At 71.9% G+C, this 14417-nt stretch carries 13 protein-coding genes; 9 read left to right on the forward strand and 4 right to left on the reverse strand.

The genetic code is table 11. From position 1 onward, the window contains the following. The first annotated feature begins 43 nt into the window (after window positions 1–43). The 3 genes from trpS to ACFQ8E_RS06030 are packed head-to-tail and all read left to right on the forward strand — an operon-like array spanning window position 44 to window position 2764. Entirely contained in the window at window positions 44–1111 is a 1068-nt protein-coding gene (trpS, locus tag ACFQ8E_RS06020; protein WP_430549675.1) for a tryptophan--tRNA ligase, read from the forward strand. After that, window positions 1108–1662 carry a 2'-5' RNA ligase family protein gene (locus ACFQ8E_RS06025; protein ID WP_430549676.1) on the forward strand — a complete coding sequence of 185 codons (555 nt, stop codon included), beginning with the start codon at window positions 1108–1110 and terminating at the stop codon, window positions 1660–1662. The genes trpS and ACFQ8E_RS06025 overlap by 4 nt, the downstream gene beginning before the upstream one ends. A gap of 10 nt (window positions 1663–1672) precedes the next feature. Continuing rightward, window positions 1673–2764 carry a YihY/virulence factor BrkB family protein gene (locus ACFQ8E_RS06030; RefSeq protein ID WP_430549677.1) on the forward strand — a complete coding sequence of 364 codons (1092 nt, stop codon included), beginning with the start codon at window positions 1673–1675 and terminating at the stop codon, window positions 2762–2764. On the opposite strand, the gene ACFQ8E_RS06035 is transcribed toward ACFQ8E_RS06030, so the two are convergent. The 4 genes from ACFQ8E_RS06035 to sdhC are packed head-to-tail and all read right to left on the reverse strand — an operon-like array spanning window position 2748 to window position 6223. Continuing rightward, window positions 2748–3524: a succinate dehydrogenase iron-sulfur subunit gene (locus tag ACFQ8E_RS06035; protein ID WP_430549678.1), complete on the reverse strand. Its 777-nt coding sequence runs from the start codon at window positions 3522–3524 to the stop codon at window positions 2748–2750. The genes ACFQ8E_RS06030 and ACFQ8E_RS06035 overlap by 17 nt on opposite strands. Beyond that, on the reverse strand, window positions 3524–5359 hold the full coding sequence (gene sdhA, locus ACFQ8E_RS06040; protein ID WP_430549679.1) for a succinate dehydrogenase flavoprotein subunit: 1836 nt from the start codon (window positions 5357–5359) through the stop codon (window positions 3524–3526). The genes ACFQ8E_RS06035 and sdhA overlap by 1 nt, the downstream gene beginning before the upstream one ends. Window positions 5360–5375: 16 nt before the next feature. Beyond that, window positions 5376–5840, reverse strand: coding sequence for a succinate dehydrogenase hydrophobic membrane anchor subunit (locus tag ACFQ8E_RS06045; RefSeq protein ID WP_430549680.1), 465 nt, complete (start codon window positions 5838–5840; stop codon window positions 5376–5378). Then, entirely contained in the window at window positions 5840–6223 is a 384-nt protein-coding gene (gene sdhC / locus ACFQ8E_RS06050) for a succinate dehydrogenase, cytochrome b556 subunit (RefSeq protein ID WP_430549681.1), read from the reverse strand. The genes ACFQ8E_RS06045 and sdhC overlap by 1 nt, the downstream gene beginning before the upstream one ends. 179 nt (window positions 6224–6402) lie before the next feature. On the opposite strand from sdhC, the gene ACFQ8E_RS06055 reads away from it, so the two are divergent. The 6 genes from ACFQ8E_RS06055 to ACFQ8E_RS06080 all read left to right on the forward strand — a co-directional run bounded on the left by ACFQ8E_RS06055 (window position 6403) and on the right by ACFQ8E_RS06080 (window position 14417). Further along, entirely contained in the window at window positions 6403–7536 is a 1134-nt protein-coding gene (locus ACFQ8E_RS06055; RefSeq protein ID WP_430549682.1) for a mannose-1-phosphate guanylyltransferase, read from the forward strand. Continuing rightward, a complete protein-coding gene (locus tag ACFQ8E_RS06060; protein ID WP_430549683.1) occupies window positions 7533–8729 on the forward strand; it encodes an amidohydrolase in 1197 nt (398 codons plus the stop codon). Before ACFQ8E_RS06055 ends, ACFQ8E_RS06060 begins: the two co-directional genes overlap by 4 nt. 170 nt (window positions 8730–8899) lie before the next feature. Continuing rightward, complete coding sequence (locus tag ACFQ8E_RS06065; protein ID WP_430549684.1) at window positions 8900–9973, forward strand: BMP family protein; 1074 nt, start codon at window positions 8900–8902, stop codon at window positions 9971–9973. A gap of 186 nt (window positions 9974–10159) precedes the next feature. Further along, window positions 10160–11692, forward strand: a complete 1533-nt coding sequence (locus ACFQ8E_RS06070) for an ABC transporter ATP-binding protein (RefSeq protein ID WP_430549685.1) — start codon at window positions 10160–10162, stop codon at window positions 11690–11692. Then, window positions 11689–13122, forward strand: coding sequence for an ABC transporter permease (locus tag ACFQ8E_RS06075; protein WP_430549686.1), 1434 nt, complete (start codon window positions 11689–11691; stop codon window positions 13120–13122). The genes ACFQ8E_RS06070 and ACFQ8E_RS06075 overlap by 4 nt, the downstream gene beginning before the upstream one ends. Continuing rightward, complete coding sequence (locus ACFQ8E_RS06080) at window positions 13119–14417, forward strand: ABC transporter permease (RefSeq protein ID WP_430549687.1); 1299 nt, start codon at window positions 13119–13121, stop codon at window positions 14415–14417. Before ACFQ8E_RS06075 ends, ACFQ8E_RS06080 begins: the two co-directional genes overlap by 4 nt.

The following is a 14417-nucleotide window of genomic DNA, read 5'->3' on the forward strand; positions in this document are numbered from 1 at the left end:
ACGGGTTTCCGAGCGGTCCCGTCGACCTGCCACAATGGACGCCATGCCCGACGTCGCCACCTCACCGTCCCTCCAGCGCGGAGCGTCCGCGCCGGGACTGCCCCGCATCTTCTCCGGCATGCAGCCGACCGACGGGTCGCTGCACCTCGGGAACTACCTGGGCGCGCTGGCCCAGTGGGTGGCGCTCCAGGACGGCCACGAGGCGCTGTACTGCGTCGTCGACCTCCACGCCCTGACGGTGAACCCGGACCCGGCGGCGCTGCGCGAGCGCACCCGCCGCACCGCCGCCCAGTACCTGGCCGGCGGCATCGACCCGGAGCGCTCCATCCTCTTCGTCCAGTCGCACGTGGCGGAGCACGCCGAGCTGGCGTGGCTGCTCAGCTGCCAGACCGGCTTCGGCGAGGCCGGCCGCATGACGCAGTTCAAGGACAAGTCCGCCAAGCAGGGCTCCGAGGGCACCACCGTCGGCCTGTTCACCTACCCCGTGCTCATGGCCGCGGACATCCTGCTCTACGACACGGCGCTCGTCCCGGTCGGCGAGGACCAGCGTCAGCACCTCGAGCTGACGCGCGACCTCGCGGAGCGGCTGAACGCCCGCTTCGGCGAGGGCACGGCCGTCGTCCCCGAGGCGCACATCGTCAAGGCCGTGGCGAAGATCCAGGACCTCCAGGAGCCGACGGCGAAGATGAGCAAGTCCAACGCCGGCGGCAAGGGCGTCGTCTGGCTGCTCGAGGACCCCAAGAAGGCGGTCAAGGCGATCAAGTCGGCGGTGACCGACGCCGACGAGACGTACGGGGTGCGCTACGACCCCGCCGCCAAGCCGGGCATCTCCAACCTCCTGACGATCTTCTCGGCCGTCACCGGCCGGGGCGTCGACGAGATCGCCGCCGAGTACGACGGCCGCGGCTACGGCTACCTCAAGGTGGACCTGGCCGACGCCGTCGTCGCCTTCCTCGAGCCGTTCCAGTCGCGGGCGCAGACCTACCTCTCGGACCCGGCCCAGCTCGACAAGGTGCTCGCCGACGGCGCCGAGCGCGCGCGGGACATCGCGCGACCCGTGCTCGACCGCGTCTACGACCGGTTCGGCCTGCTGCCCCGAGGCGCACGGTGAACCTCCCCGACCGTGGCCCGGCCCAGGTGCGGATCGGCGTCGCCATCGCGGTGCCCGAGCCGTTCGGCTCGCAGCTTCAGGAGGCCCGTGCCGCGCTGGGCGACCCGCTGGCCCACGCCATCCCGCCGCACATCACGGTGATCGGCCCCACGGTCGTCGACGAGTCCGTGCTGGACGCGGTGGTCGAGCACCTCGAGAAGGTCGCCTCCGAGACCGCGCCGTTCCGGGTGCACCTGCGCGGGGCCGGCACGTTCCGCCCGATCTCGCCGGTGGTGTTCGTGTCCCTCGCCGAGGGCATCGCGGAGTGCGAGCAGCTCGAGACCGCCGCCCGCTCCGGCGTGCTGGCCCAGGACCTGCGGTTCAACTACCACCCGCACGTGACCGTGGCGCACGAGGTCTCCGAGGCCGACCTGGACCGCGCCTTCGTCGAGATGGCGGACTTCGACGGCGTCTTCGAGGTCGATCGGCTGTGGCAGTACGAGCACGGCGACGACGGCGTGTGGCGACCGCAACGCTCGTTCCGGCTCGCGGGGGAGCAGAGCGCTCCCTAGGGTCGCGTCTGTGAACGACCGACTCGAACAGGCCAAGAGCCGGTCCGTCGTCGCGTACCAGTGGTTCAAGAGCCTGCGCCCCGTGCGGTCGTGGTACTGGTACGTCGACCGCCGCGGCGCCCTCCTGTGCGGCGGCATCGCCTACACCGCGATCTTCTCGCTCTTCGCGGCGCTGACCATCGGCTTCACCGTGTTCTCGCGGGTGCTGACGGGGCGGCAGGAGCTGCAGGAGGAGGTCTTCGAGCAGATCAACGACTGGCTCCCGGGCCTCATCAAGACCGACGCCAACCCGGACGGCGTTCTCGCGCCCAGTCAGCTGGTGCTGAGCTCCGCGCTGACGTGGACCAGCGTGATCGCCGCCGTCGTCTTCCTCTGGACCGCGATCGGCTTCATGCGGGCGCTGCGCATCTCCGTGCGGTCGATGTTCGACCAGCCCGTCGTGGGCGTCAGCCCGGTGCTGTCGAAGATCTGGGAGCTGCTCGGCTTCGTCATCCTCGGCGCGATGATCGTGGCCTCGGCCGCCGCGAGCATCCTCGCGCAGACCTTCAGCCGCCAGGTGCAGGACTGGTTCGGTAGCTCGTTCCTGGTCGCCCAGCTCACCGCGCTCGGCACCGCCGCGGTGGGCGTCGCGCTCGACGCGCTGCTCGTCTACCTCATCGTCCGCGTCGTGGCCCGGGTCCGGCCCCGGCGTCGCCGGGACTTCGTCCTCGGGTGCCTCGCGGCCGGCGTCGTCGCCGGGGTGCTGCGCTGGCTCGGCACGTCCGTCGTGGCGGCGGGCGCGGAGCGCAACGCGCTGCTCGCGGCGTTCGCCGGACTTGTGACGGTGCTGGTGCTGGTGAACTTCGTCGCCCGGGTGCTGCTGCTGATGTGCGCGTGGATCTACGACCCGCCCCGGTTGGACGAGATCGCCCACGCGGAGGCGGAGGTCGCCGCGATGCGCGACGCGGCGGAGATCGAGCGGGTGGTGCGCCGCGGCCAGGGCTCCGGAAAGCCGTGGAGCCCCGTCGTCCGTGGGGTACGACGGGGCTCCTGGGCGCTGCGGGAGTCGAGCGTCCGCGGGGTGCGCCAGCGAGGCAGAGCGGCGGTCAGAACGCGCGCGTGATCATCGCGCGCTTGACCTCCTGGATGGCCTTGGTGACCTCGATGCCGCGCGGGCAGGCCTCGGTGCAGTTGAAGGTCGTGCGGCAGCGCCACACGCCCTCCTTGTCGTTGAGGATCTCCAGGCGCTGCGTGGCGCCCTCGTCACGGCTGTCGAAGATGAACCGGTGCGCGTTGACGATCGCGGCCGGGCCGAAGTACTGGCCGTCGGTCCAGAACACGGGGCACGACGACGTGCACGCGGCGCACAGGATGCACTTGGTGGTGTCGTCGAACCGCTCGCGGTCCTCGGCGGACTGCAGGCGCTCGCGCGTCGGCTCGTTCCCCGAGGTGATGAGGAACGGCATGATCTCGCGGTAGGAGGCGAAGAACGGCTCCATGTCGACCACGAGGTCCTTGACGACGGGCAGGCCCTTGATGGGCTCGACCGTGATCGGCTTGTCCGGGTTGACGTCCTTGAGGAGCGTCTTGCAGGCGAGCCGGTTGCGGCCGTTGATACGCATCGCGTCGGAGCCGCAGACCCCGTGGGCGCACGAGCGGCGGAAGGTCAGCGACCCGTCCTGCTCCCACTTGATCATGTGCAGCGCGTCGAGGACGCGGTCGGTGCCGTGCACCTGGACCGTGAAGTCGTCCCAGGTCGACTCCTCGCCGTGCTCCGACTCGGGGTTGTACCGCCGGATGCGGAGCGTGACCTCGAAGCTGGGGATGGCACCGGCCTTCGGCTCGGAGGCCGGGGCCGCAGGGTTCTCGAGAACAGCAGTCATCAGTACTTCCGCTCCATGGGCTCGTACCGGGTCTGGATGACGGGCTTGGACCCCAGGACGACCTTGTAGTCCCCGAAGTCCTCGACGTGGTCGAAGTAGCCCGGGACGTGGCCGTCGCCGGCGTCGGGGGCCGACGTCGGACGGCGGTACGCCATCGTGTGCAGCATGTAGTTCGCGTCGTCGCGGTCCGGGAAGTCCTCCCGGTAGTGCCCGCCGCGCGACTCCTTGCGGTTGAGGGCGGCGACGACGGTCACCTCGGCGATGTCCAGCAGGAAGCCGAGCTCGATCGCCTCGAGCAGGTCCGTGTTGAACAGCTTGCCCTTGTCCTGGACGGAGACGTTCCGGTACCGCTTCTGCAGCTCCCGGATCTCGGCCAGCGCCTCGTTGAGGGAGTCGCCGGTGCGGAACACCTGGGCGTTGGCGTCCATGGTCTCCTGGAGCGCCTTGCGGACGTCCGCGACGCGCTCGCCGTCGGGACGGTCGCGCATCTCGGCGAGCTGGGCCTCGACCCGGGCGGTCGGGTTCTCCGGGAGCTCCCGGTGCGGCCCCGCCGTCTTCGCGTACGCGGCGGCCGAGCGGCCGGCCCGCTTGCCGAAGACGTTGATGTCGAGCAGCGAGTTGGTGCCGAGGCGGTTGGAGCCGTGCACGGACACGCACGCGACCTCCCCGGCCGCGTACAGACCCTTGACGACGTTGTGGCTGTCGCGCAGCACCTCGCCCTGGATGTTCGTCGGCACGCCGCCCATCGCGTAGTGCGCCGTCGGGTAGACGGGCACGGGCTCGGTGTAGGGCTCGATGCCGAGGTAGGTGCGGGCGAACTCGGTGATGTCGGGGAGCTTCGCGTCGATGTGCGCGGGCTCCAGGTGCGTGAGGTCGAGCAGCACGTAGTCCTTGTTCGGGCCGGCGCCGCGGCCCTCGCGCACCTCGTTGGCCATCGAGCGGGCGACGATGTCGCGCGGCGCGAGGTCCTTGATGGTGGGGGCGTAGCGCTCCATGAAGCGCTCGCCGTCCGAGTTGCGCAGGATGCCGCCCTCGCCGCGCGCCGCCTCCGACAGGAGGATGCCGAGGCCCGCGAGGCCCGTCGGGTGGAACTGGAAGAACTCCATGTCCTCCAGCGGCAGGCCGCGGCGGTACGCCAGCGCCATGCCGTCACCCGTGAGGGTGTGCGCGTTCGACGTCGTCTTGAAGATCTTGCCCGCGCCGCCGGTGGCGAAGATGATCGCCTTCGCCTGGAACACGTGGATCTCGCCGCTCGCCAGGTCGTAGGCGACGACGCCGGTCGCGTTGACCTCGGCCCCGTCCTCGATCTGCTCGGTGGTGAGGTCGTGGTCCGTGAGCAGGTCCAGCACGTAGAACTCGTTGTAGAACTCGACGTTCTGCTTCACGCAGTTCTGGTAGAGCGTCTGCAGGATCATGTGGCCGGTGCGGTCCGCGGCGTAGCAGGCGCGGCGCACGGCGGCCTGGCCGTGCTCGCGGGTGTGGCCGCCGAACCGGCGCTGGTCGATGCGGCCCTCGGGCGTGCGGTTGAACGGCAGGCCCATCTTCTCCAGGTCGAGGACCGAGTCGATGGCCTCCTTCGCGAGGATCTCCGCCGCGTCCTGGTCGACCAGGTAGTCACCGCCCTTGACGGTGTCGAACGTGTGCCACTCCCAGTTGTCCTCCTCGACGTTCGCGAGGGCCGCCGCCATGCCGCCCTGGGCGGCACCGGTGTGGGAGCGGGTGGGGTAGAGCTTCGAGATCACCGCGGTGCGGGCCTCGCCGGAGGCCTCGAGCGCCGCGCGCATGCCGGCGCCGCCTGCGCCGACGATGACGACGTCGTACTGATGTGTCTGCATCGGGGGGTGCCTGTCCTTAGTTCGAGAAGCAGATCGACGGCAGGAGCTCGGCCGGGGCGCCCGGCGGGCAGGGGTTGAACGTGAAGATCACGAGGGTGCCGAGCACGACCACGATCGCGAACGCCAGGAACAGCAGCGCCTTGAGCACGCCGCGCGTGGAGTCCTTCTGCGCGTAGTCGTTGATGACCGTGCGCACGCCGTTGGTCCCGTGGATCATCGCGAGCCACAGCATCAGCAGGTCCCAGACCTGCCAGAAGGGGCTGGACCACTTGCCGCCGACGAAGGCGAAGTCGATCGCGTGCACGCCCTCGCCCACCATGAGGTTGACGAAGAGGTGGCCGAAGATCAGGACGATCAGCACCACGCCGGACGCGCGCATGAACACCCAGCTGTACAGCTCGTAGTTGCCGCGGGTGGTCTTGCGGCGGGCGTAGGGGGACCGCGGGGCCGCGAGCGCGGACGGGGTCTGGGTCGAGGCCATCAGTGCCCACCTCCGAAGACGTTCATCAGGTGCCGCGGCAGGAAGCCGGCCATGGTCACGACGAACAGGCCGACGACGACCCAGAGCATCGTCCTCTGGTACTTCGGGCCCTTGGCCCAGAAGTCGACGAGGATCACGCGGACGCCGTTGAACGCGTGGAAGACGATCGCGGCGACGAGGCCGGCCTCCCCGAGTCCCATGATCGGCGTCTGGTACGTCCCGATGACGGCGTTGTAGGCCTCGGGCGACACCCGGACGAGAGCCGTGTCCAGGATGTGCACGAGGAGGAAGAAGAAGATGAGCACGCCGGTCACGCGATGCGCGACCCAGGACCACATGCCTTCACGGCCGCGGTAGAGCGTGCCAGCAGGTGCTTTAGGCACGGGGGGAGCCTCCGTTGGCGGATTCTGTGTGGATTCCGTTCACGGTCACTGTAGTGACATCCGGTCGGCTCATGGCACACGAGGTCCGGCAAACCGGGACGGGCCGGGGTGTTTCGTGACCTATTCCACAGGGTTGACGTCGCCGACGGCCCGCCCGTCAGCACGCTTATGCTGCGGGGATGAGCACCGCGGCGCCCCCCTCCGTCCCCCCGGTCCCCGGGTTCTACGCCGTGGTCCCCGCCGGGGGCGCCGGCACCCGGTTGTGGCCGCTGTCCCGCGCCGGCGCGCCCAAGTTCCTGCACGACCTCACGGGCGCGGGCCGCACCCTGCTGCAGGGCACGGTCGACCGGCTGCGGCCGCTGGCCGGCGGCGGGGTCGTGCTCGTCACCGGCGAGCCGCACGTCGCGGCCGCGCGCGAGCAGCTGCCCGAGCTGGCCGAGGACGCCGTGCTCGCCGAGCCGTCGCCGCGCGACTCGATGGCGGCCATCGGGCTGGCCGCCGCCGTGCTCGAGCACCGGCACGGGGACGTCGTCGTGGGCTCCTTCGCCGCCGACCAGGTGGTGTCCGGCGCGGCGTCGTTCGACGCCGCGGTGCGGGAGGCGGTCGCGGCCGCGCGCGCCGGCTACGTCGCGACGATCGGCATCGCCGCCTCGCGCCCGTCGGTGGCCTTCGGCTACGTGCGCAGCGGCGACCCGCTGGGCGTCGAGGGCGCGCCGAGCGCGCTGCACGTGCGCGGCTTCACGGAGAAGCCCGACGCCGCGACGGCCCGCGAGTACGTCGCGTCGGGCGAGTACCGCTGGAACGCCGGCATCTTCGTGGCCCGCAGCTCCGTGCTCCTGGGGCACCTCGCGACGCACCGCCCCGCCCTGCACGACGGGCTGCGGGAGATCGCGGCCGCGTGGGACACGCCCGACCGTGCGGCCGTGGTCGCCCGCGTGTGGCCCGGCCTGGAGAAGATCGCGATCGACCACGCCGTCGCGGAGCCCGTCGCCGCCGAGGGCGGCGTCGCCGTCGTGCCCGGCACGTTCGGGTGGGACGACGTCGGCGACTTCAACTCGCTCGCCGCGCTCCTGCCGTCGGACGACGACGGCGGCTCCAAGGTGCTGGGCGACCCGGCCGACGTCGTGCGGGTGCAGTCGGCCGGCTCGGTCGTCGTGCCCGGCGGCGACCGGGTGGTCGCGCTGCTCGGCATCGACGACGTCGTCGTGGTCGACACGCCCGACGCGCTCCTGGTCACCACCCGCGCCCGTGCGCAGCAGGTCAAGGACATGGTCGACGCGATGCGCGCCCACGGCCGCGAGGACGTGCTGTGAGCGCCCGCGAGGCCGTCGTCGGGGCGCGGCTGGACGAGATCGTCGCGGGCCTCGAGGCCGAGCTGGTCGAGATCCGCCGCGACGTGCACGCGCACCCCGAGCTGGGCCGGCAGGAGGTCCGCACCACCGCTCTCGTGGCCGAGCGGCTGCGCGCCGCCGGCCTCGAACCCCGGCTGCTCGAGGGCACCGGCCTGGTCTGCGACGTCGGCCCCGACCGGTCGCCCGACGGCCTGGGCCGCGTGGCCCTGCGCGCGGACATCGACGCGCTGCCCCTCGACGACTCGTGCGGCCTGCCGTTCCGCTCGGTGGTGCCGGGCGTGGCGCACGCCTGCGGGCACGACGTGCACACCACCGTGGTGCTCGGCGCGGGCCTGGCCCTCGCCGCGCTGCACGACGAGGGCCTGCTCGACCGCGGCGCGCGGCTGATCTTCCAGCCCGCCGAGGAGGTGATGCCCGGCGGCGCGCTCGACGTCATCGCGCAGGGCGTGCTCGACGGCGTGGACCGCATCGCCGCGGTGCACTGCGAGCCCAAGCTGGACGTGGGGCAGATCGGCACCCGCATCGGCCCGATCACCTCCGCGTCGGACACGGTCACGGTGACCCTGTCGTCGTCGGGCGGGCACACCTCGCGGCCGCACCTGACCGGCGACGTGGTGTACGCCCTGGGGCAGGTCATCACGCAGGTGCCCGCGGTGCTCGGCCGCCGGCTCGACCCGCGCTCGGGCGTCAACCTCACCTGGGGCGCGGTGCACGCGGGCAACGCCCACAACGCGATCCCCGCCACGGGCACCGTCGGCGGCACGCTGCGCTGCCTCGACGTGCGGGCGTGGGAGCGTGCCGGGCAGGTGCTGCACGACGCGGTGGAGCAGGTCGTCGCGCCGTACGAGGTGGACGTCACCGTGCGGCACGCGCGCGGAGTCCCGCCGGTGGACAACGACGCCGCCGTGAACGGCGCGCTCGAGGCGGCGGGGACCGCCGTGCTCGGCCCCGAGGGTGTCGTGCTCACCGAGCAGTCGCTCGGCGGCGAGGACTTCGCCTGGTACCTCACCAAGGTGCCGGGCGCGATGGCCCGCCTCGGCACCGGGACCCCGGGGGAGCGGCGCTACGACATCCACCAGGGGGACCTCGTCGTGGACGAGCGGTCGATCGCCGTCGGTGCCCGGTTGCTGGGACGTTTCGCGCTCCAACCGTGAGACGCCGGAAAGTGTCCGGCGTGTTGCCGTGGTCGGCCGTCGATACCGCTTCGGTAACGACTCCTGCGGGTTCGTCGCCTGCGGTTCTCGGCCGGGGCGCCGGTGGCTAGGCTTCCGTCGGTGACGGGCCGGACGACCCCGGCCCGACGAACGATCGACAGGAGCGACAGGTGAAGAGAGCGATCCAGCTCACCGCCCTCGCCGGCGTCGCCGCGCTCGCGCTGGCGGCCTGTGCGGAGGCACCCGAGGAGTCCGGTGGCGACAGCAGCGCCGCCGCAGCGGTGGAGGGCTTCAAGCCGTGCATCGTCTCGGACCAGGGTGGGTTCGACGACAAGAGCTTCAACCAGCTCAGCTTCGAGGGGGCGCAGAAGGCCGCGGACGAGTTCGGCGTCGAGCTCACCGCCGTCCAGTCGCAGACCGAGACGGACTATCAGCCCAACATGGAGTCGCTGGTCGGGCAGAGCTGCTCGCCGATCGTCTCGGTGGGCTTCAACCTGGCCGCCGCGACGACCGAGGCCGCCGAGGCGAACCCGGACACCGAGTTCATCCTCGTCGACGAGACGGTCGACGCCGAGAACGTGAAGCCGCTGCTGTACGACACGGCGCAGGCCGCGTTCCTCGCGGGCTACCTGTCGGCCGGATACTCCGAGGCCGGCAAGGTCGGGACCTTCGGCGGCGCCCCGATCGCGACCGTGACCATCTTCATGGACGGCTTCAAGCAGGGCGTCGAGTACTACAACGAGGTCAAGGGCACCGAGGTCGAGGTCGTGGGCTTCGAGGGCGGCGAGAAGGGCTCGTTCACCGGCAAGTTCGAGGCCAACGAGACCGCGAAGACCACCGCGCAGAACATCCTCGACCAGGGCGTCGACGTGATCCTGCCGGTCGGCGGCCCGATCTACCAGTCCGCGATCGCGGCGATCCAGGACTCGGGCAAGGACGTCGCCCTCATCGGCGCCGACGCCGACCTGTTCGAGACCGACCCGTCCACCCAGGACTACGTGCTGACGTCGATCCTCAAGGGGATGGACATCTCCACCTACGAGTCCGTCAGCTCCGCCGCCAAGGGCGAGTTCGACGCGACGCCGTACATCGGGACCCTCGAGAACAAGGGCGTGGGCATCGCCCCGCTGCACAACTTCGAGGACAAGGTCGACCCCGCCCTCATGGAGGAGGTCACCGCGCTCCAGGAGCAGATCGTCGCGGGCGACGTCACGGTCGACTCGTACCTCGACGACCAGGAGTGACATCGGTCCGGTGACGGCACACGTCCCGGACCACGGACGGTGGCGCGACCCCCGGGGTCGCGCCACCGTCCGCACTCTGTGCGCCGTCCCGCGGCGCGGACGGCGACGAGGCCGCCCCGGTGAGAGGCTGGCCGCGGTGCGAGCTCCACGACATCCCGACGACCCGCGACCGATGGAAGGCAGAGCATGAGGCTCGAGCTGCGCGGCATCACCAAACGCTTCGGCGCCCTCGTGGCGAACGACCACATCGACCTCGTGGTGGAGCCGGGCGAGATCCACTGCCTGCTGGGCGAGAACGGCGCCGGCAAGTCCACCCTGATGAACGTGCTCTACGGCCTGTACCAGGCCGACGAGGGCGAGATCCTCCTGGACGACGAGGTCCAGGCCTTCGAGGGGCCCGGCGACGCGATGGCCGCCGGGATCGGCATGGTGCACCAGCACTTCATGCTCGTGCCGGTGTTCTCGGTCGCGGAGAACGTCATGCTCGGGCACGAGACCACCGGTGCCGCGGGGGTGCTGGACCTGGCCAGCGCGCGCTCCCGGGTCACGGAGATCGCGGACCGGTTCGGCTTCCAGGTCGACCCGGACGCCCTGGTCGAGGACCTGCCGGTGGGCGTGCAGCAGCGGGTCGAGATCATCAAGGCGCTCTCGCGCGACGCCGACGTGCTGGTCTTCGACGAGCCCACGGCCGTGCTGACCCCCCAGGAGACCGACGAGCTCATGGGGATCATGCGGCAGCTGCGGGACGAGGGCGCGGCGATCGTCTTCATCACGCACAAGCTGCGCGAGGTGCGCGCCGTCGCCGACCGCATCACGGTCGTGCGGCACGGCAAGGTCGTCGGCGAGGCGAGCCCCGGCGCGACCGACGCCGAGCTCGCGTCGCTCATGGTGGGCCGCGCCGTCGAGCTGACGGTGCGCAAGGACGCGGCCCGCACGACCGACAACGAGCTCGCCGTCACGGACCTCCGCGTCACGGGGCCCGAGGGCCAGGTGCTCGTGGACGACGTGAGCTTCACGGTGCGCGGCGGCGAGGTGCTCGTCGTCGCCGGCGTCCAGGGCAACGGCCAGACGGAGCTGACCGAGGCCCTCGTGGGCCTCCAGGAGCAGGTCGCGGGGAGCGTGCGGCTCGACGGCAAGGAGCTGGTGGGCCGCTCGGTGCGCCGGATCCTGCAGGCGGGGGTCGGCTTCGTGCCCGAGGACCGCAACGAGGACGGCCTCGTCGGCGAGTTCACGATCGCCGAGAACCTCGTGCTCGACCGCACGGACGGCCCGCCGTTCGTGCGCCGCGGCGCCCTGCAGCTCGCGCTGCGCGACGACTTCGCGCGGGAGAAGGTCGCGGAGTACGACGTCCGCACGCAGGGCATCGAGACGCGCGTCGGCCGCCTGTCGGGCGGCAACCAGCAGAAGGTCGTCCTCGCGCGCGAGCTGTCCCGCGAGCTGCGCCTGCTCGTGGCGGCGCAGCCGACGCGCGGCGTCGACGTCGGCTCGATCGAGTTCATCCACAAGCGGATCGTCGAGACGCGCGACTCGGGCATCCCGGTCGTGGTGGTGTCGACGGAGCTGGACGAGGCCGTCGCCCTCGCCGACCGGATCATGGTGATGTACCGGGGCCGCGTCGTCGGCATCGTCCCGGCGGACACCCCGCGCGACGTGCTCGGCCTGATGATGGCCGGCGTCGCGCCCGAGAGCGGCCCCGATCGAGAAGGAGACGCGGCGTGAGCGGCGAGACGCCCCAGGACCGGGCGCAGGACCGGGCCCCGGAACCGGCACAGGAGCAGGGGCCCGACGTCGACCCCGACTCGCGGCTCGGCGAGGCGCTCGAGCAGGTCGACGCGACGGCCGAGCCCGGGCTCGCGGAGGAGCTGGAGCAGGAGGCGGCGCGCGAGCAGGCGGCCGTCGTCGAGGAGTCCGGCCAACGGTGGCGCGACGCGTTGCGCCGCGCGACCTCCGGCGGCTGGGCCGTCGCCCTCGGCGCGATCGTGCTGGCGGTGCTGGCGGGGTCGATCCTCATCGTCGTCACCGACGAGAAGGTCCAGGCGGCGGCGCCGTACTTCTTCGCGCGGCCGGCCGACACGCTCGCCGCGGTCGGCCAGGCGGTGGGTGGCGCGTACTCCGCCCTGTTCCAGGGCGCGGTCTACAACTTCGGCGCGGACACGTTCGCGCAGGGGATCAAGCCGCTGACGCAGACGCTCGCCAACGCCACGCCGCTCATCGCGGCCGGCCTGGGCGTCGCCCTGGCGTTCCGCGCGGGGCTGTTCAACATCGGTGGCCAGGGCCAGATGCTCATGGCGGCCACCGCCGCCGGGTGGATCGGCTTCGGCGTCACCGGGCTCCCGTTCCCGCTGCACCTGCTGATCGCCCTCGTGGCCGGCGTCGCCGCCGGCGCGCTGTGGGCGGGCATCGCCGGCCTGTTGAAGGCCCGCACCGGCGCCCACGAGGTGATCGTCACGATCATGCTCAACTACGTCGCGTTCTACCTGCTGTCCTACCTGCTCTCCACGCCGGGGCTCATGCAGGCGCCCGGCTCCGCGTACCCGAAGACGCCGCCGATGCAGGACTCGGCCGTGCTGCCGTCGCTGCTCGGCAGCGAGTACAACCTCGACTGGGGCTTCGTGCTCGCGCTGCTCGCCGTCGTCGGGGTGTGGTGGCTGCTCAACCGCTCGAGCACGGGCTTCGCCTTCCGTGCCGTCGGCGAGAACCCCAAGGCCGCACGGGTGGCCGGCATCGACGTGCCACGCACCACGGTGCTCGTCATGCTCGTGGCCGGTGGCCTGGTGGGTCTCGCCGGGGCGCAGCAGGTGCTGGGCACGGTGACCTCCGGCTTCAGCACCGACATCGACGCCGGCATCGGCTTCGACGCGATCACCGTGGCGCTGCTCGGCGGGTCGTCGCCGTGGGGCGTGCTCGGCGCCGGCATCCTGTTCGGCGGCTTCAAGGCCGGCGGCTCCGCGATGCAGGCCGCCGAGGGCATCCCGATCGAGATCGTGCTCGTCGTGCAGTCGCTGATCGTGCTGTTCATCGCGGCGCCGCCGCTCGTGCGGGCGGTGTTCCGCCTGCCGCAGCCGGAGCGGACGCCGCGCCGACGGGAGAGCCGACGCGACCGCCGTCGGGCGGCAGGCGCGCAGGGCGCCGGGGAGGGACAGGCATGACCGCCACGACCGTCGACCAGCCCGGGGCCGCGGCCCCGGCCCCCGCGTCGCGCGCCACGGCCCCGGTGACGTGGAAGGCCGTCGTCGGCCTCGGCGTGGTCCTGGTCCTGTACGCGCTGCTGCTGCTCCTGGCGCCCCACGAGGGTTCCGCGCGGTTCGCGCTGTCGACCAGCACCGACTTCGTCGTCCTGTCGACGCTCGTCGTGCCCGCGATGGCCACGGCCTGGGTGTGCGCCGTCGTCGGGCTCGCCGTGCTGGCGTTCGCCGTCGTGCGCACCCGGGCCGGGCGACGCGTACCCGTGTGGGCCGTGGCCGTCTTCGCGGCCGCGCTGCTCGTCGGGTTCCTCGCCTGGGCGGGCGCGGGCAGCCCGCGCGACATCTCGGTGGTCGGGCTCCTCGGTGGTGCCATCGGCCTGTCCGTGCCGCTCGTCTACGGCGCGCTCGGCGGCGTCATCGGCGAGCGCGCGGGCGTCGTCAACATCGCCATCGAGGGCCAGCTGCTGGCGGGCGCGTTCGTCGCCGCGATCGTCGCGTCGCTCACCAAGAACCCGTGGGCCGGGCTGGTGGCGGCCGTGCTGGCGAGCGCCCTCGTGGCCCTGGTGCTGGCGCTGTTCACCATCACCTACCGGGTCAACCAGGTGATCGTCGGCGTGGTGCTCAACGTGCTGGTCATCGGCCTGACGAGCTTCTTCTACTCCGAGGTGCTGGTCCCGAACGCCGAGACGCTCAACTCGACCGTCCGGTTCCCGCGCCTGCCGATCCCCGGGCTCGAGAGCATCCCCGTGATCGGGCCGGTGCTGTTCAACCAGACCATCGTCGTCTACCTCATGTACCTCGCCGTGCCGGCGGTCTCGTACGCCCTGTTCCGCACGAAGTGGGGCCTGCGGGTGCGTGCCGTGGGCGAGCACCCCAAGGCGGCCGACACGGTCGGCATCGACGTGCTGCGCACCCGCTACCGGGCCGTCCTGGTGGGCGGCGCCGTGGTCGGGCTCGGCGGCGCGTTCTACACCGTGGTGTCGATCAACCAGTTCGGCCGCGAGATGACGGCCGGCGCGGGCTTCATCGCCCTGGCCGCGGTCATCTTCGGCAAGTGGGACCCGCTCCGGGCGGCCCTGGCCGGTCTGCTGTTCGGCTTCGCGACGAACCTGCAGAACGTGCTGTCGGTCGTGGGCTCGCCCGTCCCGAGCCAGTTCATGCTCATGCTCCCGTACGTGGTGACGCTGCTGGCGGTGGCCGGGCTGGTCGGCAGGTCCCGCGCGCCCGCCGCGTCGGGGACGCCCTACACCAAGGAGTAG

The sequence above is a fragment of the Isoptericola sp. NPDC056573 genome, from assembly GCF_042793335.1.
Lineage (GTDB): Bacteria > Actinomycetota > Actinomycetes > Actinomycetales > Cellulomonadaceae > Isoptericola.